Annotated in this window: 18 protein-coding genes; 6 read left to right on the forward strand and 12 right to left on the reverse strand. The window is 68.5% G+C overall.

The window, feature by feature from the left end:
• Position 1: 1 nt before the first annotated feature.
• The 3 genes from ctaC to E4M00_RS06630 all read right to left on the reverse strand — a co-directional run bounded on the left by ctaC (position 2) and on the right by E4M00_RS06630 (position 2,980).
• Positions 2-895: an aa3-type cytochrome oxidase subunit II gene (gene ctaC / locus E4M00_RS06620; protein ID WP_135119639.1), complete on the reverse strand. Its 894-nt coding sequence runs from the start codon at positions 893-895 to the stop codon at positions 2-4.
• Positions 896-1,097: 202 nt separating this feature from the next.
• Complete coding sequence (erpA, locus tag E4M00_RS06625) at positions 1,098-1,454, reverse strand: iron-sulfur cluster insertion protein ErpA (protein ID WP_056162727.1); 357 nt, start codon at positions 1,452-1,454, stop codon at positions 1,098-1,100.
• A 95-nt stretch (positions 1,455-1,549) separates the two neighbouring features.
• Complete coding sequence (locus E4M00_RS06630; RefSeq protein ID WP_135119640.1) at positions 1,550-2,980, reverse strand: dipeptidase; 1,431 nt, start codon at positions 2,978-2,980, stop codon at positions 1,550-1,552.
• 157 nt (positions 2,981-3,137) lie between these two features.
• Between E4M00_RS06630 and E4M00_RS06635 the strand changes: the two genes are divergently transcribed.
• Positions 3,138-3,740: a DUF3043 domain-containing protein gene (locus E4M00_RS06635; RefSeq protein ID WP_135119641.1), complete on the forward strand. Its 603-nt coding sequence runs from the start codon at positions 3,138-3,140 to the stop codon at positions 3,738-3,740.
• Positions 3,741-3,825: 85 nt separating this feature from the next.
• Here the strand turns inward: E4M00_RS06635 and E4M00_RS06640 are convergent, their stop codons facing one another.
• A complete protein-coding gene (locus tag E4M00_RS06640; RefSeq protein WP_240036891.1) occupies positions 3,826-4,977 on the reverse strand; it encodes an alkaline phosphatase family protein in 1,152 nt (383 codons plus the stop codon).
• An 83-nt stretch (positions 4,978-5,060) separates the two neighbouring features.
• On the opposite strand from E4M00_RS06640, the gene E4M00_RS06645 reads away from it, so the two are divergent.
• Positions 5,061-7,535 (forward strand): DNA gyrase/topoisomerase IV subunit A, encoded by a 2,475-nt coding sequence (locus E4M00_RS06645; protein ID WP_135119642.1) that lies wholly within the window; start codon positions 5,061-5,063, stop codon positions 7,533-7,535.
• Between the two features lie 2 nt (positions 7,536-7,537).
• Here the strand turns inward: E4M00_RS06645 and E4M00_RS06650 are convergent, their stop codons facing one another.
• Both E4M00_RS06650 and E4M00_RS06655 read right to left on the reverse strand, forming a co-directional pair.
• Positions 7,538-7,972, reverse strand: a complete 435-nt coding sequence (locus tag E4M00_RS06650) for an SRPBCC family protein (protein WP_135119643.1) — start codon at positions 7,970-7,972, stop codon at positions 7,538-7,540.
• Between the two features lie 128 nt (positions 7,973-8,100).
• On the reverse strand, positions 8,101-10,182 hold the full coding sequence (locus E4M00_RS06655; protein ID WP_240036892.1) for a DNA gyrase/topoisomerase IV subunit B: 2,082 nt from the start codon (positions 10,180-10,182) through the stop codon (positions 8,101-8,103).
• A gap of 176 nt (positions 10,183-10,358) precedes the next feature.
• On the opposite strand from E4M00_RS06655, the gene E4M00_RS06660 reads away from it, so the two are divergent.
• A complete protein-coding gene (locus tag E4M00_RS06660) occupies positions 10,359-10,586 on the forward strand; it encodes a DUF7455 domain-containing protein (RefSeq protein WP_056162701.1) in 228 nt (75 codons plus the stop codon).
• An 87-nt stretch (positions 10,587-10,673) separates the two neighbouring features.
• On the opposite strand, the gene E4M00_RS06665 is transcribed toward E4M00_RS06660, so the two are convergent.
• From E4M00_RS06665 to E4M00_RS06685, 5 genes are all read right to left on the reverse strand, one after another.
• Positions 10,674-11,408: a type 1 glutamine amidotransferase gene (locus tag E4M00_RS06665; protein ID WP_135119645.1), complete on the reverse strand. Its 735-nt coding sequence runs from the start codon at positions 11,406-11,408 to the stop codon at positions 10,674-10,676.
• Positions 11,405-12,667: a MurT ligase domain-containing protein gene (locus E4M00_RS06670; protein WP_135119646.1), complete on the reverse strand. Its 1,263-nt coding sequence runs from the start codon at positions 12,665-12,667 to the stop codon at positions 11,405-11,407. Before E4M00_RS06670 ends, E4M00_RS06665 begins: the two co-directional genes overlap by 4 nt.
• A 10-nt stretch (positions 12,668-12,677) precedes the next feature.
• On the reverse strand, positions 12,678-14,012 hold the full coding sequence (locus E4M00_RS06675) for an RNA polymerase sigma factor (protein WP_135119647.1): 1,335 nt from the start codon (positions 14,010-14,012) through the stop codon (positions 12,678-12,680).
• Positions 14,013-14,234: 222 nt separating this feature from the next.
• Positions 14,235-15,569: an MFS transporter gene (locus tag E4M00_RS06680; RefSeq protein ID WP_135119648.1), complete on the reverse strand. Its 1,335-nt coding sequence runs from the start codon at positions 15,567-15,569 to the stop codon at positions 14,235-14,237.
• Between the two features lie 55 nt (positions 15,570-15,624).
• On the reverse strand, positions 15,625-16,551 hold the full coding sequence (locus tag E4M00_RS06685) for a proteasome assembly chaperone family protein (protein WP_135119649.1): 927 nt from the start codon (positions 16,549-16,551) through the stop codon (positions 15,625-15,627).
• Between the two features lie 96 nt (positions 16,552-16,647).
• On the opposite strand from E4M00_RS06685, the gene E4M00_RS06690 reads away from it, so the two are divergent.
• From E4M00_RS06690 to E4M00_RS06700, 3 genes are all read left to right on the forward strand, one after another.
• A complete protein-coding gene (locus tag E4M00_RS06690; protein ID WP_135119650.1) occupies positions 16,648-18,132 on the forward strand; it encodes a leucyl aminopeptidase in 1,485 nt (494 codons plus the stop codon).
• A 121-nt stretch (positions 18,133-18,253) separates the two neighbouring features.
• Positions 18,254-19,627 carry a dihydrolipoyl dehydrogenase gene (gene lpdA, locus E4M00_RS06695; RefSeq protein ID WP_135119651.1) on the forward strand — a complete coding sequence of 458 codons (1,374 nt, stop codon included), beginning with the start codon at positions 18,254-18,256 and terminating at the stop codon, positions 19,625-19,627.
• A 123-nt stretch (positions 19,628-19,750) separates the two neighbouring features.
• The gene (locus E4M00_RS06700) at positions 19,751-21,292 is read left to right on the forward strand and encodes a 2-oxo acid dehydrogenase subunit E2 (protein ID WP_135119652.1); all 1,542 of its coding nucleotides are present in this window, start codon (positions 19,751-19,753) and stop codon (positions 21,290-21,292) included.
• A gap of 3 nt (positions 21,293-21,295) precedes the next feature.
• Here the strand turns inward: E4M00_RS06700 and E4M00_RS06705 are convergent, their stop codons facing one another.
• Entirely contained in the window at positions 21,296-22,714 is a 1,419-nt protein-coding gene (locus E4M00_RS06705) for a serine/threonine-protein kinase (protein ID WP_135119653.1), read from the reverse strand.
• Between the last annotated feature and the right edge of the window lie 2 nt (positions 22,715-22,716).

A 22,716-nucleotide genomic window follows, 5' to 3' on the forward strand; every position in this document is an offset into this window, starting at 1 on the left:
GCTACTCGCCCTCCTCGGTCACGGGCGCTTTGGTGCCCGGCAGGTTCGTGTTGCGGTCGTACTCGGCACCGAGCTGGCCTTCGAAGCCGGCATCGCGCAGGTCCTGGATGTGGGATTCGTACTCCGCCTCGGAGACGACCTTCACGTTGAAGAGCATCGCGGAGTGGTACTCGCCGCAGAGCTCGGCGCACTTGCCCTTGTACGTTCCCTCGCGCTCGGGGGTGACGTACATGTAGTTGGTCTTGCCGGGGAACATGTCCTTCTTGTAGAGGAAGTCGATGACCCAGAAGGAGTGGATGACGTCGCGGGCGTTGAGCGAGATCTCGATCTTCTTGCCCACGGGCAGGTACAGGGTCGGGAGCTCGCTCTCGACGAGCCCTCCGCTGCCGTCGTTGGAGCTGTCGTCGTACTGGCCCTGGATGCCGGGTGAATAGACGTCCTCATCCACGTAGTTGAAGTCCCAGGCCCACTGCTTGGCGACGACGTTGATCTTCACATCGGGTTCGGCGTACGGCGTCTCGATGGCGGTCTGGTCGCGAGCGGTGAAGGCGAAGAAGCCCAGCACGAGGATGAGCGGCACGATCGTGTAGAAGATCTCGATCGGCATGTTGTAGCGCAGCTGCACAGGAAGGCCGGTCTGGCCCTTGCGGCGGCGGTAGACGATGACGGCCCAGATCGTGAGGCCCCAGGTGATGACACCGACGACCAGCAGGACGATCCAGGATGTGACCCAGAGGCCGGACACCATCGAGGTGTTGTTCGTGACGGGGCTCTCGCCCTCCTCGAAACCGGGGAGGAAACCGTTCAGTTGCGCCTGGGTGCACCCGGCGAGAACTACGGCTAGCGTCGCTGCGATCGGAATGGCAGCCCATCGGAGACGGCGATTGTTGCGCACCGGTGACCTTTCGGGGGACTCGTGGACACTTCACAGGGAAGTGTGATTGATCGTGTCCAGCCTACTCCGCGCTCCCGGCCCCAGTGTGCACCGGGCAGGGTCTGTCTGCACTGAATCCGTGGTTTTCCCGCGACTTTCCGCCTTAAAAGCACTCGGGAGATCGTCCGCATGGACGATCTCCCGAGGCCGAAGGTGGCAGTTCCTAGTGGAACGAGTCTCCACAGGCGCAGCTGCCCGACGCGTTGGGGTTGTCGATCGTGAAGCCCTGCTTCTGGATGGTGTCCTCGAAGTCGATCGAGGCGCCATCGAGGTACGGGACGCTCATCTTGTCGACGATGACCTCGACGCCGTCGAAGTCGACCGTGGCGTCTCCGTCGAGCATCCGCTCGTCGAAGTAGAGCTGGTAGATGAGGCCGGAGCATCCGCCGGGCTGAACGGCGACGCGCAGGCGCAGGTCGTCGCGACCCTCCTGGTTCAGCAGGCTCTTCACCTTGGTGGCCGCGGCGTCGCTGAGGCCGACACCGTGGGCCGTCGTGCTCGTCGTGATCGTGTCCGTCATGATGCTCCTTCGCGCGCGGGGCGCCTCAAGTTGTGAAGATCACTCTCATAGTACTGCCGGATGCCGGGGAAACCCTGATGCACTCCCCCACGCCATCAGCGTGAGCGGTCGGTGCGGGCGTTGAGGCGATCGAGCAGGAGCGCCTCGCTCAGCACCGAGCGCTTGTAGACGCCGAGGTGCAGCGATTCGTTCGGGCTGTGGGCCCGGGAATCCGGGTCCTCGACGCCTGTCACGAGGATCTGCGCCTCGGGGAAGACGTGCACGAGGTCGGCGATGAACGGGATCGAGCCGCCGATGCCCATATCCACGGCCTCGCGCCCCCAGGCGTCGGCCATCGCAGCCTTGGCCTCGGTGACGGCCCAGCCGCTGGTGTCGACGAGGAACGGGTCGCCGAGCTCCACCTTGTCGATGGCGAACTCGGCACCGAACGGCGTGTTCCGCTCGATGTGCTCGGTCAGCACGGCGAGGGCGTCGGTCGCGGTCTGCCCGGGCGCGATGCGTGCACTCACGCGGACGGCCACCGACGGCAGCAGAGTGTTGGAGGCGTTGCCGACGCTCGGAGCGTCGATCCCCGTCACGGTGATCGCCGGCTGGGTCCAGATGCGGCTGAGGAAGCTTCCGTGTCCGATGGGAGAGACGGCGTCGAGCAGGCCGCTCTCCGAACGCAGCTGCGATTCGGGGTACTCCGGGGTGTCCGCGTCCCGACCGGTGAGGCCGGAGACGGCAACGGAGCCGTCCTCGCCGTGGAAGGTCGCGAGCAGGCGAACCATCGCGAGCATCGCATCCGGCACCGCTCCCCCGAACATGCCCGAGTGCACGGCGTGCGAGAGGGTGCGGACGGTCAGGCGGAACGCGACGTTGCCACGCAGGCCGACCGTGAGCGCCGGGGTCTCGAGATCCCAGTTGCCCGAGTCGGCGACGACGATGACGTCAGCCGCCAGGGCGTCGCGGTTCTGCTCGAGGAAGTGTGCGAAGGAGAGCGAGCCGGCCTCCTCCTCCCCCTCGATGAAGATGGCCAGGCCGAGGTCGAAGTCGGTGCCGTAGGCCTCGACGAGAGCGCGGATCGAGGCGACGTGAGCCATGACGCCCGCCTTGTCATCCGCCGCCCCACGGCCGTAGAGGCGGTCGCCGCGCACAGTCGGCTCGTAGGGCGCGCTCTCCCATTCCTCGGAGTCTCCGGGAGGCTGCACGTCGTGGTGGGCGTACAGCAGGATCGTCGGGGCGCCGTTCCGTGCCGGGCGTGCCGCGAGCACCGCGGGGTTGCCGAGGGTCTCGCCGTCGGCGACGGGGGCCTGGGTGATGCGTACCTCGTCGAAGACTCCGAGGCCGCGGAACAACTCGGCGACGGCTTCGGCGCTGGTGTGCACGTGAGCCTGGTCGAACGCGGGCCACGACACCGAGGGGATGCGTACGAGGTCGCAGAGGTCGGCGATGGTGCTCGGGAAGCCCGTCTCGATGGCCTCACGCACCGCGTCCTGGCCGGTCGTCGTCGAAATCGGGTCAGTGGGGTGTCGGTCATCCGTCATGTCGTCGATTTTAGAGGGCGACGGATGCACGCGCCGTGCGGTCCCGCTCCGACCGGAGACGGACCGCACGGCGCTGACTCACCTCTTGACGGACCTCACGACAGGTCCCCCAGCTTCAGCGGGTACTCTGGAGTCCTACCGATTCCAAGGATTTGATGTGGCCAAGCAAACCGCGCCTCAGGGCGCCGAACCCGTGACCGAGTCCGTCGACGAGACTGCCGCCCGTCTGGCCTCCTCCGCGACGAGCCAGGGCAAGGGCGCCCCGACTCCGACGCGCAAGGAGCAGGAGGCGGCGCGCAAGCGTCCGCTCGTCTCCGACAACCGCAAGGAGGCGTCGCGCCAGGCCAAGATCAAGGCCGCCGAGGCGCGCGAGAAGCAGCGTGCCGGGATGGCGGCCGGCGACGACCGTTACCTCCCCATGCGCGACCGCGGGCCGCAGAAGCGCTACGCCCGTGACTACGTCGACGCCCGCTTCAACATCGGCGAGTTCATGCTTCCGGTGATGGCCCTAGTCATCGTGCTCACTTTCATCCCGAGCTACGAGATCCAGATGTACGGCATCTTCGCCCTCTGGGGCTTCTTCCTCATCGCCGTCGTCGACTCGATCATCCTCGGCTTCAGCCTGACCAAACGGCTCGCTGCCAAGTTCGGCGCCGACAAGGTCGAGAAGGTGCGCTGGTACTCCGCCATGCGTGCGCTGCAGATGCGCTTCATGCGCCTGCCGAAGGCTCAGGTCGCCCGCGGCGCCTACCCCAGCTGACGATCACGTTCAGAAGGCCGCATCCGAGATCCTCGGATGCGGCCTTCGTCGTTGGGCCGCGTTCCGGCCGCGACTCCGTGGGGCCTCAGCGACCGGCGGTCGCGTAGGCGCCGACCCTGAGGCACGGCACTCGCGACTCCTCGTCGGTGAGGGAACCGTGCTGGCCGATCATCGCCCGCGGTGAGAGGTTCGTCTCGCGCGAGTCGTAGTAGGCGATCAGCTTGCGCGCGGCCACGATCACGTCGCCGATGCGCGGCAGCACCTCGGGTGCGACTTCGCCGAAGAGGCCGGAGGACACGGCCTCGGCGCGGGTGTAGACCCAGGCGCGATCGCCCTCGGACTCCCGCCAGGCCGCGGCGAGGGCGTCGGCGGCATCGGGGGCGGCATCCGGTTCCAAGTACAGGTACAGGCACCGTGGGTCGCCGCCGATGTGACGTACGCCGTCGATCAGCCGGGGTGCCGTGTCGAACAGCACGTGCTTGTCGGCCGGAACATCGACGACGCCGTGATCGGCTGTGACGATGAGCCCGGCCGATGTCGGCAATGAGGCCGCGAACCTGGAGACCTCGGCGTCGAGAGCCTCGAGCTCGCCGACCCACTTGTCGGAGAGCCACCCGCGGGCGTGAGCCGCCATGTCGAGTTCGGGCACGTAGACGTAGACGAGTGCGTGGTCGTTCTCGCGCACGACTCGGAGGGCCGCGTCGAAGCGTGCGGCGACGGAGCCCGCCGACACGTACTCGGCTCCCCGGAGCAGCGCATTGCTGAGACCCGAGTCCGCGTACCGCGACGGGCCGACCGCGAACGCCGGGATGCCGGCATCCGTCGCCAGCTCGAACTGGGTCGGAAGCGGCTGCCAGGCATCGGGCCGCATCTCGTCGTCCCAGCCGCTCAGCTGGTTGACCACGCGGTCGTTCGCGGCGTCGAGGACCCGGTACCCGACGAGGCCATGGGAGCCCGGGGGTGCACCTGTGCAGAGGGAGCCGAGCCCGACGGCGGTCGTCGCCGGGAAGACGCCGGGCAACGACGCCTTCTTGGTGAGGCGGGAGGCGAGGTAGCGGGCGTGTCCGGCCGAGGCGCGGAGGTTGGCTGTTCCGAGCCCGTCGACGAGGAGGACGATGGCGTGATCCACGGCGGGAAGCCCGAGGGCGTTGGACGCCCCTGTGATGCTGGCGCGGCAACTTGCCAGAACGTCGGCCAGCCGCGGGGCTCCGGATTCGGGTGAAGGTACCATGGGCATCGCGCTCAGTCTCGCACAGGACGGCCTTGCCGTCGTGCGTCGACGAGGCCCCAGAACGAGCCCCACCAGACGAGAAACAACGGATGACCCCGCGCCAGAACTCCACACCCGAGACCCAGTCGGTCGAACGCATCGAAGACGTCGACGTCGCCACCGAGATGCAGGGCTCGTTCCTCGAATACGCGTACTCCGTCATCTACTCCCGGGCCCTCCCCGACGCCCGTGACGGGCTCAAGCCCGTGCAGCGCCGCATCCTGTACCAGATGAGCGAGATGGGCCTGCGCCCCGACCGCGGCCACGTGAAGTCGGCGCGCGTCGTCGGCGAGGTCATGGGCAAGCTGCATCCGCACGGCGACACCGCCATCTACGACGCCCTCGTGCGGATGGCCCAGGCGTTCACCCTCCGCGTGCCGCTCATCGACGGTCACGGCAACTTCGGCTCGCTCGACGACGGCCCGGCCGCCGCCCGATACACCGAGGCGCGGCTGGCTGCCACGGCCCTGGCGATGACCGAGGGCCTCGATGAGGACGTCGTCGACTTCGTTCCCAACTACGACAACCAGCTGACCCAGCCCGAGGTCCTGCCTGCCGCCTACCCCAACCTGCTCGTGAATGGCGCCAGCGGCATCGCCGTGGGCATGGCCACGAACATGGCTCCGCACAACCTCATCGAGGTCGTCGGGGCGGCGCGCCATCTTCTGGCGCACCCGGATGCGACCCTCGACGACCTGATGGAGTTCGTGCCTGGCCCCGACCTGCCCTCCGGCGGCACCATCGCCGGCCTCTCCGGCGTGAGAGACGCCTACGCCACGGGCCGAGGCAGCTTCAAGACCAGGGCCAAGGTGCGCGTCGAGTCGATCACCGCTCGCAAGACCGGCCTGATCATCACCGAGCTGCCCTACCTCGTGGGACCCGAGAAGGTCATCGAGAAGATCAAGGACGGCGTCAACGCCAAGAAGATCAGCGGTATCTCGGATGTCACCGACCTGACGGACCGCACGAACGGCCTGCGCCTCGTCATCGGGATCAAGACCGGCTTCAGCCCGGACGCCGTCCTCGAGCAGCTGTACCGCCTGACACCGCTCGAGGACTCGTTCAACATCAACGCCGTGGCCCTCGTCGACGGCGGACCGCGCACCCTCGGGCTGCGTGAGCTCCTCGTCGTGTACGTCGAGCACCGCGTGCTGGTGGTCACCCGGCGCTCGCGCTTCAGGCTCGACCGTCGTCGAGAGCGCCTTCACCTGGTCGAGGGCCTCCTCGTGGCCATCCTCGACATCGACGAGGTCATCCAGGTCATCCGCACCAGCGACGAGACCGAACAGGCGCGCACGCGCCTCATGGACGTCTTCGACCTCACGCATGTGCAGGCCGAGTACATCCTCGAGCTGCGCCTGCGTCGCCTCACCAAGTTCTCCCGGATCGAGCTCGAGGCCGAGCGAGACAAGCTGAAGGCCGAGATCGCCGAGCTCGAGACCCTGCTGGCGAGCGATGCCCGTATCCGCTCGCTCGTCTCCGATGAGCTCGCCGAGATCGCCGACAGGTTCGGCACCCCGCGCCGCACCCTGCTCACCGAGGCGAAGCCCAGCATCGCCGGCGCAGCCGCCAAGCGCGCCGCGGCGATCCTCGAGGTGGCGGACGCCCCGTGCCGCGTGTACCTGAGCGCCACCGGCCGGATCGCGCGCGTCGACCTGGTCGCGCGCGACGAGGACGCCCCGGCAGCGCCCGTGCGCCAGCGCCGCCGCAGCAAGCACGACGCGCTGCTCTCGACGCTCGACACCACGAGCCGCACCGAGATCGGTGCCGTCACCAACCGCGGCCGTCTGGTGCGCTTCTCCCCCGTCGACCTGCCCGTGCTGCCCGAGACCTCGGTGCAACTCGGCGCCGGCGTGAAGGTCGGCGACTACCTGGCCCTCAGCGATCGCGGTGAGAAGGTGCTCGCCATCGTCTCGCTCACCAGCGACCAGTCCATCGCCCTCGGCACTCGTCAGGGCATCGTCAAGCGCGTCGCCACGGGCGCATACCCCAGTCGCCCCGACTTCGAGGTCATCGCCCTCAAGAAGGGCGACGAGGTCGTCGGTGCAGTGCAGGGGGCCGAGACCGATGAGCTCGTGTTCGTGGCGACGGATGCGCAGCTGCTGCGGTTCCCGGCTGCGTCCGTGCGCCCCCAGGGGTGCCCTGCAGGCGGAATGGCCGGCATCAACCTCGGCGCCGACGCGATGGTCATCCACTTCACGTCCATCCCGGCCGATCAGCGCGACGAGGTCGTGGTGGCCACCGTCGCGACCGGCAGCGAGACGCTGCTCGGAACCGATCCCGGAACGGCCAAGGTGAGCGCCTTCGACGAGTTCCCGGCCAAGGGCCGCGCGACGGGCGGCGTCCGTGCCCAGCGCTTCCTGAAGGGCGAGGACGCCCTCGCGCTCGCCTGGGTCGGTCGCGACCCGCTCGCTGTCGGTTCGGACGGGTCGGCGCGCACGCTGCCGGAGCCCGGCGCCAAGCGGGATGCATCCGGAACCCCACTCGATGCCGTGATCGGGGCCATCGGCACCACGATCGCCTGAGCTCAGCCGAGCGAGCGCTCCACGACGGTGCGCACGCCGTCGAGCATGTCGCGCCAGTTCTCGGCCGAATGCTCGGCGGCCTCGGCCGTCGGGTTGTTGTCCTGATCGAGCTCGACCCGCGTGCCTCCGTCGACCGCGAGAAGCTCGTAGCGGAGCGTGTGGTAGTTCTCCGGAACATCCGGCTGGCCCGTCATCGGGCTGAAATGGGTGACGACGAGCCGACGCGGCTCCTCGACCTCGAGCACGCGCCCGTGGTCTTCGAAGGTCTTCCCCTCCCACTCGCCCATCCACCGGATCTCGGCTCCGAGAGCCCAGTCGGTGACGATGCGGGCTCCGGCCAGGATCTCCGGATGCGGCTCCGCGCTCGTGATCACGTCCCAGACGGCCTGGGGCGGGGCAGCGATGAACGCGTCGACGTGCGCTGTGTACTCGGCCATGGCTTCGACCGTACGCCGAGCAGCCCTCCCCCGCCAGACGCCGTCACCGCAGCCGCACGCCATCTCCCGGCGCTCTGCGCCCGGTTGGGTGGCGCAGAGCCCCGCGGAATGGCGCGCGGCGGCCGGGGCTAGGCGTCGATACTCTCGCGGGAGAGCCGGTCGGAACTGTCGACGATGAACTCCTTGCGCGGGGCGACGTCGTTGCCCATGAGCAGCTCGAACACCCGGCCGGCGTTCTCGGCGTCCGAGACGTTCACGCGGCGCAGGGTGCGGTGCTTACGATCCATGGTGGTCGTCGCCAGCTGGTCGGCATCCATCTCGCCCAGGCCCTTGTAGCGCTGGATCGGGTCCTGGTACTTCTTGCCCTGCTTGCTCAATGCCGCCAGGACCTTCTGGAGCTCGGCCTCCGAGTACGTGTACAGGGTGTCGTTCGGCTTCGACCCCGGGTTCATCACGACGACGCGGTGCAGCGGAGGCACGGCGGCGAACACCCGGCCGTTCTCGATCATCGGCCGCATGTAGCGGAAGAACAGGGTGAGCAGCAGGGTGCGGATGTGCGCGCCGTCGACGTCGGCATCGCTCATGATGATGACCTTGCCGTAGCGGGCGGTCTCGAGGTCGAAGCTGCGCCCGGATCCGGCCCCGATCACCTGGATGATCGACGCGCACTCGGCGTTGCCGAGCATGTCGGCGACGCTCGCCTTCTGCACGTTGAGGATCTTGCCCCGGATGGGCAGGAGCGCCTGGTGCTCGCTGTCGCGCGCCAGCTTGGCCGTGCCGAGGGCGGAGTCGCCCTCCACGATGAAGAGCTCGCTCTGGGCGACGTCGTTCGACCGGCAGTCGACCAGCTTCGCCGGCAGCGATGAGCTCTCGAGCGCGTTCTTGCGGCGCTGGGTCTCCTTGTGGGCCCGAGCCGAGATGCGGGACTTCATCTCGGCGACGACCTTGTCGAGCAGCAGGGCCGACTGAGCCTTGTCGTCGCGCTTGGTCGAGGCGTAGCGCTCGGCCATGGCCTTGGCGACGACGTTCGCGACGATCGCGCGGACAGCCGGAGTGCCGAGCACTTCCTTGGTCTGGCCCTCGAACTGCGGCTCGGGCAGACGGACTGTGAGCACGGCGGTGAGGCCGGCGAAGATGTCGTCCTTCTCCAGCTTGTCCGTGCCCGCCTTCAGGCGTCGCGCGTTCACCTCCACCTGCTGGCGCAGGAACTTGAGCATGCCGGCATCGAATCCGGCCTGGTGCGAGCCGCCCTTCGGCGTCGAGATGATGTTCACGAAGCTGCGCATGACGGTGTCGTAGCCGGTGCCCCAGCGCAGGGCGATGTCGACGGTGCACTCGCGCTGCAACTCGGTGGGGATCATCGCGCCGGCGTCGCTCAGCACGGGAACCGTCTCGGTGAAGCTGCCGGTGCCCGTCAGTCGCCAGGTGTCGGTGAGCGGGGCGTCTGGGGCGAGGTGCTCGACGAACTCGGAGATGCCGCCGTCGAACTTGAACTCGTCGGTGTGCGGCTCGAAGCCGCGCTCGTCGGTGACGCGGATGCCGAGGCCGGGAACGAGGAACGCCGTCTGCCTGGCCCGCCCGAGGAGCTCCTCGGTCTGGAAGTCGGCGCCCTTCGTGAAGATCTGGCGATCGGCCCAATACCGGATGCGGGTCCCGGTGATGCCCTTCTTCACCTTGCCGACCACGCGCAGTTCACTTCGGTTCTCGAACGGCGTGAACGGAGCATCCGGACTCTTGGTGTCCCCGGTGTCGGCGAACAACCCGGGCTCACCGCGGTGGAAGGACATCGCGTAGGTCTTGCCGTCGCGGTCGACCTCGACGTCGAGGCGCTCGGACAGGGCGTTGACGACCGAGGCGCCGACACCGTGCAGTCCACCGGACGCGGCGTAGGAGCCGGAACCGAACTTGCCGCCGGCGTGCAGCTTCGTGAAGACCACCTCGACGCCGGAGAGCCCGGTCTTCGGCTCGATGTCGACGGGGATGCCGCGGGCGCGGTCGCGCACCTCGACGCTGGAGTCGGGGTGCAGCGTCACGTCGATCTCGGTGCCGTGGCCGCCGAGTGCCTCGTCGACCGAGTTGTCGATGATCTCCCAGAGGCAGTGCATGAGGCCGCGGGAATCCGTCGATCCGATGTACATGCCCGGGCGCTTGCGCACAGCTTCGAGGCCCTCGAGGACGGAAAGATGCCGGGCGGAATAGTCACTGCTCACGTCAGTCAACCCTAGGCGAGCAGGGGCCATCCCCCGGACCTGACACCCTGCCGTGAGAAATGTCACAATCCGTACGCGCTGAGCGAAATGCTGGGGCATGCACGCGGATTCGACTGAAGCGCGTGTTTACATTGAGTCACGGATCTTCAGGTCGATACGAAAAGGAGGGTCAGTCCATGTCACAGATCGTTACCCCGAACGGTGCCGTCGATGAACTCGAGACGGCCCACCAGCTGACCGCCCTCGACCGCTGCGATGCGTGCGGCGCTCAGGCCTACATCCGCGTGGTCGTCAACAGCGGCGAGCTGCTGTTCTGCGCCCACCACGGTCGCAAGCACCAGGAGAAGCTGGCCTCGATCGCGCACAGCTGGCACGACGAGTCGTCGCGTCTCCTCGAGAACTGACCGGCACCCGCTTCGACCTTCACGAAGAAGAGCCGCCCCGATGCATCGCATCCGGGCGGCTCTTCTCGTTCGAGGAGGTGCGGCCGATCAGTCGGCGTCGAGGCCGAGGCCGGTGAGGATCTGGTTGCGAGCCGCGACGGCGTAGTCGTCGACGGATGCCGCACGCTCGCCGCGCTGGTAGACCAGGCCGCGGCGCTCGAACATCGACGTCAGCAGATGGTCGGCCAGCGCCGGGTTCTTCGCCAGCACGGGACCGTGCAGGTGCGTGCCGATGACATCGCCCATGACGACGCCCTCCTGCGAGGAGTCGCGTCCGTTGCCGCTGCCGCTCAGCACCCGGCCGAGCGGGGAGCCCTCGGCGCCGACGTAGTCGCGGGCGTGATTCTCGAATCCGACGATGCGTCCGAAGCGACTGGAGAGCACGAGGTCGCCGCTGGCGCGTTCCCGGCGTGGAACACCACGCCCCGCGAGGATGCCGAGGCCCTCGACGACGCCGCCCACGGCGCGCTCGACGCCCCAGCTGATCAGCTCCCAGCCCGTTCCCACCGCGAGGATCGGAACGCCCGAGGTCGACCAGACGCGGAGCTGATCCTGGATCTCGAGCAGCAGGTCCCTGGCCGGCACGAGTGCGGAGTCGGAGCCCGAGCCGATGACGACGGCGTCGGGCCTCTCCGGCAGGTCGGACGCGACCTCGACGGCGACGATCGTCGCCGTCTCGCCGGCCCACTCCGCTCGTCGGGCGAGCACCCGGGCGTTCTCGGCGTCGCCGTTCGTGTTCAGCAGGCTCGGCGCGATGACGGCGATGGTGAAGGTCGTGGTCATGACGGCTCGCCCTCGGAGGTCAGGCCGAGATGGGCTCGGGTTCGGCGCATGGAGTCGGCCGAGAAGACGATGGTCTTGACGCCGGTCGCGGGCTGGGGAAGCGCGAGGAAGTCGTCGACCGCCCGGCCGAGATCCGTCTCCACCCGGTCGATCTCCACGTCGTCGTAGCTGAGCTGGAGGGCGAGTTCCCACGCCTTCGAGCCGCTGACGATGTCGACCCGGGAGACGCGGGAGGTGTCGACCGGCCAGAAGTAGGACGGGTCGCGAACGTCGGAGCCGATGGCGAACAGCACCGGAGCGCCGGGCTCGAGGGTGTCGATGTTCAGCTGGTAGCTCGCCGGGTTCTGCACGAGCACGAACTCGACCTGCTGACCGCGCACCTCGACGACCTCGCCGCGGCCGAACACCGGCGGGATGGAGCCGACGGCGGCGACAGCGAGATCGACGTCGAACGCCGACCCGAGGACGGCACGTGCCGTGCTCAGGGCGGCTGCGGCATCCGTCGCATAGTGGACGCCCCGAGCGGGAAGGCCCACGGTGTGCTCGTCGCCGTCGATGAGCATCGATGCCGTTCGTCCGGAGACGGCACCCACGACGATGCCGGACGGGTCGCTGAGGCGCTCCGGAGCGAGACGAGCATGGCCCAGGCCGTGAGGGGCCGCGTCGAGCACGGCGGATGAGACGCCGAAGCGATCCACCCTGACGCCGGCGGGAACACTGGAAGCGAGCTGCACGAGGTAGCCGTCATCGGCGTTGACGACGACGGCATCCGTCGCCCGGGCCGCGATCGCCGTCAGCATGGTGGCGACCATCTCGGAGTCGTGGAAACGGTCGATCTGGTCGACCATCACGTTCGTGAGGGCGACCACTCGGGGCGACAGCTCGGCGGCGATCAGGGCGCCATGCCCCTCGTCCATCTCGAGCACGGCGATGTCGTCGTGGATGCGGCCCTGCAGGTCGGCCCGCTCGAGCAGGGCAGAGGTGAGTCCCTGGGAGATGTTCGCCGTCGACGGATTGGTGAACACCGATCGGCCGTGAGCGCGCAGGACGGCCACGAGCATCTTCGTGGTGGTCGACTTGCCGCTCGAACCCGAGACGATCACGAGGCCGTCGCGGAACGAGTTCAGGGTCGTGGCGAGGTAGCCGGGGGCGACCTTGTTGACCACGAGCCCGGGCACGGCGGAACCGCCGCCCGGCTTCCTCAGCCGCGCGAGGGTCCTGACCGTGCGACCGATGACGATCGCCGGTACGTACCGCACCAGTGGAGGCCTACTCGAGGTAGTCGCGCAGCGACTGCGACCGCGACGGGTGGCGCAGCTTCGCCATCGTCTTCGACTCGATCTGACGGATGCGCTCGCGCGTCACGCCGAAGGTGTCACCGATCTGGTCGAGGGTCTTCGGCATGCCGTCACCCAGGCCGAAGCGCATGCGGATCACGCCGGCCTCGCGCTCGGAGAGGGAGTCGAGCAGGCTCTCGAGCTGCTTCTGGAGCATCGTGAAGCCAACGGCGTCGGCGGGCACGACTGCCTCGGTGTCCTCGATGAGGTCGCCGAACTCGCTGTCGCCATCCTCGCCGAGGGGGGTGTGCAGCGAGATCGGCTCGCGACCGTACTTCTGCACCTCGATGACCTTCTCGGGGGTCATGTCGAGCTCGCGGCTCAGCTCCTCGGGCGTGGGCTCGCGGCCCAGGTCCTGCAGCATCTGGCGCTGCACGCGGGCCAGCTTGTTGATGACCTCGACCATGTGCACGGGGATGCGGATGGTGCGGGCCTGGTCGGCCATGGCGCGGGTGATGGCCTGACGGATCCACCAGGTGGCGTAGGTCGAGAACTTGAAGCCCTTGGTGTAGTCGAACTTCTCGACGGCACGGATGAGGCCCAGGTTGCCCTCCTGGATCAGGTCGAGGAACTGCATGCCGCGGCCGGTGTAGCGCTTGGCGAGGGAGACCACGAGGCGGAGGTTGGCTCCGAGCAGGTGGCTCTTGGCGCGGGCGCCGTCCTTCGCGACCCACTGCAGCTCGCGACCGAGGGACGACTTCTTCTCGACCTCGCTGAGGTGGGAGAGCTTCTCCTCGGCGAAGAGGCCCGCCTCGATGCGCATGGCGAGCTCGACCTCTTCGGCCGCGTTCAGGAGCGCGACCTTTCCGATCTGCTTCAGGTAGTCCTTGACGGGGTCGGCCGTGGCGCCGGTGATCGCCGAGGAGTAGACGGGAACGTCGTCCTCGTCGTCGACGAGCGACAGACGGAGGGCGCCGGTGGGGAGCGGCTCGACAGCGGCGACGGGCTTGGTCTCGTCATCCTCGAAGTCGTCGGCCTCGTCCTTGGCTGCGGCATCGACGGTCTCGATGGCGGCTGTCTCGACGACGACCTCGTCGCCGTCTCCGGGCTCATCGGCGGTGGCCTTGGCCTTGCCGCGCGTCGAGGCGCGCTTGACGGGGGCAGCGGCGGTGCCGGTGGTCTTCTTGGCCGGTGCCTTCTTCGGCGCGGCCGTGGTGGTCTTCGCGGCGGCAGCGGTGGTCTTCTTCGCTGCAGCTGTGGTCTTCGGGGCGACGGTTTCCGTCTCCTCGGTCGCGGCTGTGGCCGCGGCGGACTTCGTGGTTGGCATTCGTACACCTCTCACAGGGAGGGACGCCGGTGACGACTTCCCCCGAGTGGCCGCATCCGGAGGCCTGAGGCATCCGGTCGTGGCCGAAAATGGACATTACTAGGACCCATGTCAAGTCCGAAGTGCTCCCCCGGAGCTCGCCGCATGCGGATCGAACTGGGGGTGCCCGGAGATGAACGGGTCCTATTGACAATTATTGCACGGTTTATTAGGAGCACTCGCCTAACGGCGTTCCCCGCGGTGCTTCCATGCCTGCACCAATGAAACCCAGATGGGCCCCACCTCTATTCCCTCGTCGGCGAGCACGCGTCGTCGTGTGCGTCTGCGTGCCTCCAGCAGGAAGCCGACCCCGATACCCACCACCACGTATTGGATGGCGAATGCCCAGCGGAACGACGTCAGCGAGTAGAGGTCGCTCGACTCTCCGCCGGCCGTGCGGGCGGCATCCTGCAGGTCGAGCAGGATGCCGATCAGGAAGATCATCACGAAACTGGCGAGGAATCCGCCGACGTTGACCACGCCGTTGGCGGCCCCGAGACTGCGCATGGGGTTGAAGGTGCGGGCGAAGTCGAAGCCGATCAGCGATCCGGGGCCTCCGACTCCGATGACGACGAGCATGAGCATCACGACTCCCAGGGGCGGCTGGCCGGGCCACAGCAGCAGAACCCCCCACGCGACACCCATCGCCGCCACGATGCCGAGCACGATGTTCGAGCGGCGAAGCGGATAGCGGGCGGTCAGGATGCCGAGGAAGGGCCCGGTCACGATTCCGGCCCCCACGAGGAGCAGGAGAAGTTCCGCCGCTGTCCGCTGGTCGTAGCCGAGGCCGAACACGAGGAACGGGAATCCCCAGAACAGGCTGAAGACGGTGCCCGGCGACTGGGTCACGAAATGAGACCAGAAGCCCAGCTGCGTGCCGGGCCTCTTGAACGATTCGACGAGTTGACGGATGGCGACCCTGATGTCCGTCGCACGGTGATCGTCGCCGCTTCCCGCCGGGCGGTCCTTCAGGGCGATGAAGCCGAGAACCAGCCCGAGGGCGGAGACCGTCGCAGCAGACACGAACGCTGGCGTCCAGCCGTAGGTACGCAGGATCCAGGCGAACGGGAGCGCTGAGAGCACCTGGCCGAGCTGGCCGATGTTGCCCACCCACTGCGAGAGCTGCGGCACGATGCGGCCACTGAACCAGGAACTCACCAGACGGATGAGGGAGACGAAGACGGTCGCATCGCCCGCGCCGACGAGGATGCGGCCGATCACGGCGACGCTGAGGGATGGCGCGAAGGCGACCACGAGCTGGCCCGCGACCATCACCGCCGTCCCTGCCAGCATCAGCGTGCGGGGACCGAAGCGGTCGATGAGCACGCCGACGGGGATCTGCATGGCCGCGTAGACGGCGATCTGCACGACGGCCAGCGTCGAGAGCGCCGCGGCCGCCACGTCGAACCTGTCGGCCGCGGCGACGCCGGCCACGCCGAGCGACGTGCGCTGCAGCACGGCTGAGAGGTAGAGGAACGCTCCGACACCGAAGACGAACCACGATCGGCGGGAGTTCACTGGATCGACCCTACGCCTCCAGCTCGGTGAGCGAGGAGCACGGACCGGATGCCGGTCAGAGACCTGTCGGCGGGTCCTCGCGGTCGCGTCGGAAGGCGAGGAACTTCTCCAGCTCCGCAGCGATGTCGTCGGCGCTCGGCACTTCGCCGTCGGAGTCGGTCAGCGGGGAGTGCAGCGTCGTGCCCTCCATGTAGCTGTCGTGACGCTCTTCGAGGTTGGTCACCAGCTTGGACAGCTCGCCATTCTCGCCCATCTGCTCGGCGAGACGGCCCACGAAGTCGCGGCCCTGCTCGCGCAGGCTGTCGGTCGGGAAGATGTGGCCTGTTGCGGCGCTCACTGACTCGAGCGCCGTGATCGCGGCGAGGGGGTACTCGGTGTCTGCGAGGTAGTGCGGGATGAGCAGAACGAACCCCACGACGGAGTCGCCGCGCTCCTGCAGGCGGTACTCGACGAGATGCAGCGCAGTCGCGGGAACCTGCGTGCGCGGCCGCCAGATCGACATCGTCTCGATCAGATCGGTGCGGGTGCCGCTCACGGTCACTCGGATCGGCCGTGTGTGCGGTACCGGCATCGGGATGGCGTGCACCCACGTCGTCGTGCTCACAGCGAACCTGTCGACGATGTCGAGCACAGCGGCAGCGAAGCGCTCCCACTGGAAGTCGGGCTCGAAGCCCGTCAGCAGGAGGAAGGGCTGCCCGAGTTCGTCGCGGGCGAGCGAGAGTGTGAGCCGGGACGGCTCGTACGCCGTCAGGTGGTCCTCGTCGAAGGTCACGATGGGGCGTCGCGCCCTGTAGTCGAGCAGGATGTCGGTGTCGAACTCGGCGATCGTCACGGTCTCGAGCGAGTCGAGGATGTGCGCCGTGAACTGCGACACCGCGCTTCCGGCATCCGCGAACCCCGTGAGACCGGCCACCAGGTGCAGGCCGTCGGGGACGTCCGACGCCTCGGGGGTCAGCTCGTACAGGCCACGGGGATCACGCATCCCTCAATGCTACGGCGAGCCTCGGCACCGACTCCCGCCCCAGGCGCTGAGCGGGCGACGCCGAGAGCGAACACCGACACTGCGTACGATCGGAGCATGACTTCAGCATCCCTGTCCTTCTCCGCAGAATCCGTCACCGAGGCCGCCGTCGACGTCGTCGTCATCGGAGCGAGGTCGGTCGACGGCTCGGTGGAGCTCGTCGCCGATCCGGCCTACGCGGGCATCGCGGCGCACCTCGACGCGCTCGGTGTGACGGGCGGCGCAGACCAGCTCGTGCGTACCGTCGACACCGTCGGGGCCGCGAAGACCATCGCCATCATCGGACTCGGACGGGGAACGGATGCCGCTGCCCTCCGAGCGGCCGCGGGCTCGGCCGCTCGCCAGCTCACCGGCGTCGACACCGTCGCCTTCGCCATCCCGACCTCCGACGCCGTCGAGGCCGCCGCCATCGGCGAGGGAGCCGCTCTCGGCGCCTACGCCTACACGGCGTACCGTCACACCTCGCTCGAGAAGACGAAGACCCCGGCGTCGAGCATCGTCGTGTACACGGCTTCGGCTCCCGACGACGCCGAGCAGGCACGCATCATCGCTGTCGCCGACGGCGTGAACCTGGTGCGCGACCTCGTCAACGCGCCGCCGTCCGATCTGTACCCCGAGAGCTTCGTCGACCTGGCCGGTGATGCCATCGGAGATCTCCCCATCGAGGTGACGGTGTGGGATGAGACCGAGCTGGCCGCCGACGGCTTCGGCGGCATCCTCGGCGTCGGCCAGGGTTCGGCCCGGCCTCCGCGCCTCCTCAAGCTCGCCTACTCCCCCGCCGCCGCGACGCAGCACCTCGCCATCGTCGGCAAGGGCATCACCTTCGACACCGGCGGACTCTCGCTGAAGCCCCCGGTGCCGATGATCGGCATGAAGAGCGACATGGCCGGCGCCGCGAACGTGCTCGCCGTCATCGTCGCCGCCGCACGCACGGAGCTGCCCGTGCGTCTGACGGGCTGGCTCTGCCTGGCCGAGAACATGCCGTCGGGCAACGCCGTGCGGCCCAATGACGTGTTGAGCATCCGCGGCGGAACCACGGTCGAGGTCGTGAACACGGATGCGGAGGGTCGGCTGGTGATGGCAGACGGACTGGTCGCTGCATCCGAGGAGCACCCCGACGCGATCGTCGACGTCGCCACCCTCACCGGCGCACAGGTCGTCGCGCTGGGCCACCGCTACTCGGCCGTGATGGGCGAAGTCGACCTCGTCGAGCGCGTGCTCGCAGCGTCGAAGAGCGTTGCTGAGCCGTTCTGGCCGATGCCGATCCCCGAGGAGCTGCGTGCACGTCTCGACTCCGGCGTCGCCGACATCAAGAACGCCACGCCCGGCGACCCGGCGGCCGGCATGATGCTCGCCGCGGCATTCCTCCAGGACTTCATCGGGAAGACCGCAGACGGCGAGTCCACGATTCCGTGGGCGCACCTCGACATCGCCGGGGCGGCACTCAACGAGGGCAAGCTCTACAGCTTCAACGGACCCGGTGCCACCGGTGTGTCGGTGCGCACCCTTCTCGCGCTGGCGGAGTCGTACACGAGCAAGTAGTACTCTCTTAGAGGCGAGTTTCCGCGCTCGCCCGCGATCGTCTCCATGAGCTCCCAACCGGATGCCGGGCAGCCGATCATGCATGTCCTTACACAGGTCTCGAAATCAAGGGAGTAGCTGGGTGTCGGAGCAGTCGTTTGACATTGTCGTTCTGGGTGGAGGAAGCGGTGGCTACGCCACTGCACTGCGAGCTGTCCAGCTCGGCTTCACCGTCGCCATGATCGAGAAGGACAAGGTGGGCGGCACGTGTCTGCACCGCGGCTGCATCCCGACCAAGGCGCTGCTGCACTCGGCCGAGGTGGCCGACTATGCCCGGGAGTCGGCCAAGTACGGCGTCAAGACCACGTTCGACGGCATCGACATGACGGCGGTGACCGCGTACCGTCAGGGCATCGTCGACAGCAAGTACAAGGGACTGCAGGGCCTCGTGAAGGCCCGGGGCATCACCACCATCGCCGGCGAGGGCAAGCTCACCTCCCCCACGACAGTCCAGGTCGGCGACGACACGATCACGGGCAAGCACATCGTGCTGGCCACGGGTTCGTACTCGCGCTCGCTGCCCGGCCTCGAGATCGGCGGGCGCGTCATCACGAGTGAGCAGGCCCTCCAGCTCGACTTCGTTCCCAAGAAGGTCGCCATCCTCGGCGGCGGTGTGATCGGAGTCGAGTTCGCGAGCGTCTGGAAGTCCTACGGGGCAGACGTGAGCATCATCGAGGCGCTCCCGCACCTCGTCCCCAACGAGGACGAGTCGGTCTCGAAGCAGTTCGAGCGCGCCTACCGCAAGCGCGGCATCGAATTCTCGCTCGGGGTGCGCTTCCAGAGCGTGACCCAGAACGACCAGGGAGTCGTCGTCACACTCGAGGACGGCAAGACGATCGAGGCCGAGCTGCTTCTCGTCGCCGTCGGCCGTGGACCCGTCACCTCCGGGCTCGGCTACGACGAGGTCGGCATCACCATGGACCGTGGCTTCGTCATCACGAATGAGCGCCTCGCGACCAACGTTCCCGGCGTCTACGCCATCGGCGACATCGTTCCCGGCCTGCAGCTCGCGCACCGCAGCTTCCAGCAGGGCATCTTCGTCGCCGAGGAGATCGCCGGCCTCAACCCCATCGTGGTCGAGGACCTCAACATCCCGAAGGTCACCTACAGCGACCCCGAGGTGGCCTCGATCGGCTACTCGGAGGCCAAGGCCAAGGAGAAGTTCGGCGCCGACCAGGTGACCAGCTACGACTACAGCCTCGGTGGCAACGGCAAGAGCCACATCATCGGCACCACCGGCTCGGTCAAGGTCGTTCGTGTGAACGACGGCCCCATCATCGGCATGCACATGATCGGCGCTCGCGTCGGCGAGCTCATCGGTGAAGCCCAGCTCGCTGTGAACTGGGAGGCCTACCCCGAGGACATCGCTCCTCTGGTGCACGCCCACCCCACGCAGAACGAGGCGCTCGGCGAGGCATTCCTCATGCTCGCCGGAAAGCCGCTGCACGCCATCTGATCCGCGGATCAGATGGGCCGCTCACGGCCCCGCTCGACAAGAACGCACGACCACTCGCGGCCTCGGCCGACCAGAACGCAATAAGCTACCAAGCAAAGAAAAGCTTGTGAAGGAGACAATCGCATGAGCGAATCCGTCAGCCTCCCGGCACTCGGAGAGAGTGTCACCGAGGGAACGGTCACCCGCTGGCTCAAGAACGTGGGCGACCGCGTCGAGGTCGACGAGCCGCTGCTCGAGGTCTCGACCGACAAGGTCGACACCGAGATCCCCTCGCCGATCGCCGGTGTGATCGAGGCGATCCTGGTGCAGGAGGACGAGACCGTCGAGGTCGGCACCCCCCTCGTGACCATCGGTGACGGATCGGGCGGAGGCGACGCTCCCGCTGAGGAGCCCGCCGCTGAGGCCGCTCCTGCTGCTGAGGCCGCTCCTGCTGCTGAGGCCGCTCCTGCTGCCGAGGCAGCACCCGCGCCGGCCGCCGAGCCCGCCCCGGCCGCCGAGGTTCCGTCGACGGAGGCTCCGGTCGAGGCCGAGGCGCCCGCCGCCGCTCCCGCACCTGCCGCCGAGGCTCCCGCAGCTCCGGCACCTGCAGCCCCCGAGCCGGCTCCCGCCGCCGCGCCCGCTGCTCCGGCTCCCGCAGCCGCGCCCGCTGCTCCGGCGCCCGCTGCTCCGGCTCCCGCTGCTCCGGCTCCCGCCGCAGCGCCTGCACCGGCTGCCGCCGCCCCCGCCCCGGCTGCCGCCGCTCCGGCGACGCCGGCCCCCGCGTCCTCCGGTGCTCACTCGGGTGGCGGTTACGTCACCCCGATCGTGCGCAAGCTCGCGAACGAGCAGGGTGTCGACCTCGCCACCATCACCGGAACCGGTGTCGGTGGCCGCATCCGCAAGCAGGACGTCCTGTCCGCGGCCTCCGGAACCGCAGCCACCCCGTCGGCGCCCGCCCTCGAGGTCTCGCCGCTGCGCGGAACGACGGTGCCGATGACGCGCCTGCGCAAGGTCGTCGCCGAGCGTGCCGTCGCGTCGATGCAGCAGACCGCTCAGCTCACGACCGTTGTGAAGGTCGACGTCACCCGCGTCGCCCAGCTCCGCGACAAGGTCAAGGGCGAGTTCCAGCAGAAGACCGGCCAGAAGCTCTCCTTCCTGCCGTTCTTCGCCCTCGCGTCCGTCGAGGCCCTGCAGGCGTTCCCGATCATCAACTCGACCGTCGACGGTGACTCCATCGTCTACCCGGGCCACGAGAACCTGGCCATCGCGGTCGACACCGAGCGCGGCCTGCTGACCCCGGTCATCAAGGATGCGGCCGCTCTCGACCTGGCCGGCTTCGCTGCTCAGATCGCCGACCTCGCCGGCCGCACTCGCGACAACAAGCTGAAGCCCGACGAGCTCGCCGGCGGCACCTTCACGCTGACCAACACTGGTTCGCGTGGCGCGCTGTTCGACACCCCCGTCGTCTTCCTTCCGCAGTCGGCCATCCTCGGCACCGGCATCGTCGTCAAGGAGCCCACAGTCGTCAGCCAGGACGGCGTCGACGCCATCGCCATCCGGTCGATCGTCTACCTCGCCCTCTCGTACGATCACCGCATCGTCGATGGTGCGGATGCCGCTCGCTACCTCACCGCGGTCAAGAACCGCCTCGAGGCCGGCGACTTCGAGGGCGACCTCGGCATCTAGGGTTCAGCCCTCGAACACCTCGCGCAATCGCCATCCGGCCTCGCCCTTCATCAGAAGGAGCGAGGCCGCTGGTGTCTCCGCGGTCGGTGCGGGCAGTGCGACGATGGCGGCGTCGCCCGTGCGTCCGATGAGAGTGATCGCGTCAGACGGCAGGAGCGACTGAGGATCCCCGCCACTGGACAAGGCATGCCGGTCCGCCTCGTCGAGGGGCGATGACGCCTGGTCCACCGCCGCCAGACACGACGACTCTCCGAGCTTCAGGCAGGTCTGACGTGCCGACAGCAGGGCGGCGGCAGCCGCCAGCGGATCGTCACCCAGGACCGCGGAGTCGGTCGTCTCAGCCTGGGCGGCGGTCACGTGAAGTGAGGGGTCGGCACGGGCACTCGACCGCGGGAGAGATGTCGGCGCCGTCTCCGACACGGGCCCCGGGGACGTCCCCTGAGCCGCGGGAGGCAGCAGGCTGAGGACGGCGCCTGCACCGACGACCAGAAGCGTGCCGGCGAGAATCGCCGGACGCCGGTGGCGACCCAGGAACGCTCGGGCAGCGCCACCCAGGTGCGTCGGTGTCAGGATCGCGCGAGCAGAGCGTACGGCGCGCAGGATCGCCGGGCGGTTGCTCCCGTCGTCATCGTCGTCGGGATCGGTCTGGGCGGGCCGTTCACCGGATGCCGCGACCGGGCCCAGCCTCGCGGGAACGACTGACCCGCCGCCGGTCGACCCGTCGGGTGCCGCGAGCACGACGGGACGAGCCGGCGCCCAGTCGAAGACGCGGGCTTCCAGCTCGGGCAGGCGATCCGTCAGCGGGCGCGCGCCCTCCTGAGAGCGCAGCCAGGCGAGGAATCCAGGATCGGAATGCCGTGCGAGAACGAGCACGTCGGCGATGAAGTCGCCGAGATGACGGAGTTCGAGGCGCAGTACATCGGCACTGCTTCCGCCCTCAGCCAGGTGTCCCGCCGACGAGAACGAGGTGATCACCGGCCGTCCGCTGCGATCGAATCGGACCGACGACGGCACCAGCCCCAGCGACCATCCTGCAGCACGGACTGCGGCGACTGTGCCGATCACCGCTCCCAGCACTGTCACGAGCTCCCCGGGCTGCGGCCGCCGGTCAGCTGCGAGCCATGCTGACAGCGTCGGGCCGTCGAGCCTGTCGAGCACGAGGCAGATCGATCCGTCTCGCAGTGTGGCGACATCGTGGAGTCTCGGCACGCAGGCCGCCTGCACGGACCCGAGGATGGCGATGTCCGTGGCGCTGGCAGCCGCGTGGGCGGCGCTGAAGAGCTTGAGGGCGACAGTGCGCTCCCCCGCCCCGCCGGCGGCCGCGTCGCCGGCATGCCCGAGATGCACCTCTGCTCGGCGTCCTGATCCGAGGCGCCTCAGGACGCGGTATCCCGCGAGGCGCGTGGAGTCGTCCCGTGTCATGC

The sequence above is a fragment of the Orlajensenia leifsoniae genome, assembly GCF_004570845.1.
Classification (GTDB): domain Bacteria; phylum Actinomycetota; class Actinomycetes; order Actinomycetales; family Microbacteriaceae; genus Orlajensenia; species Orlajensenia leifsoniae.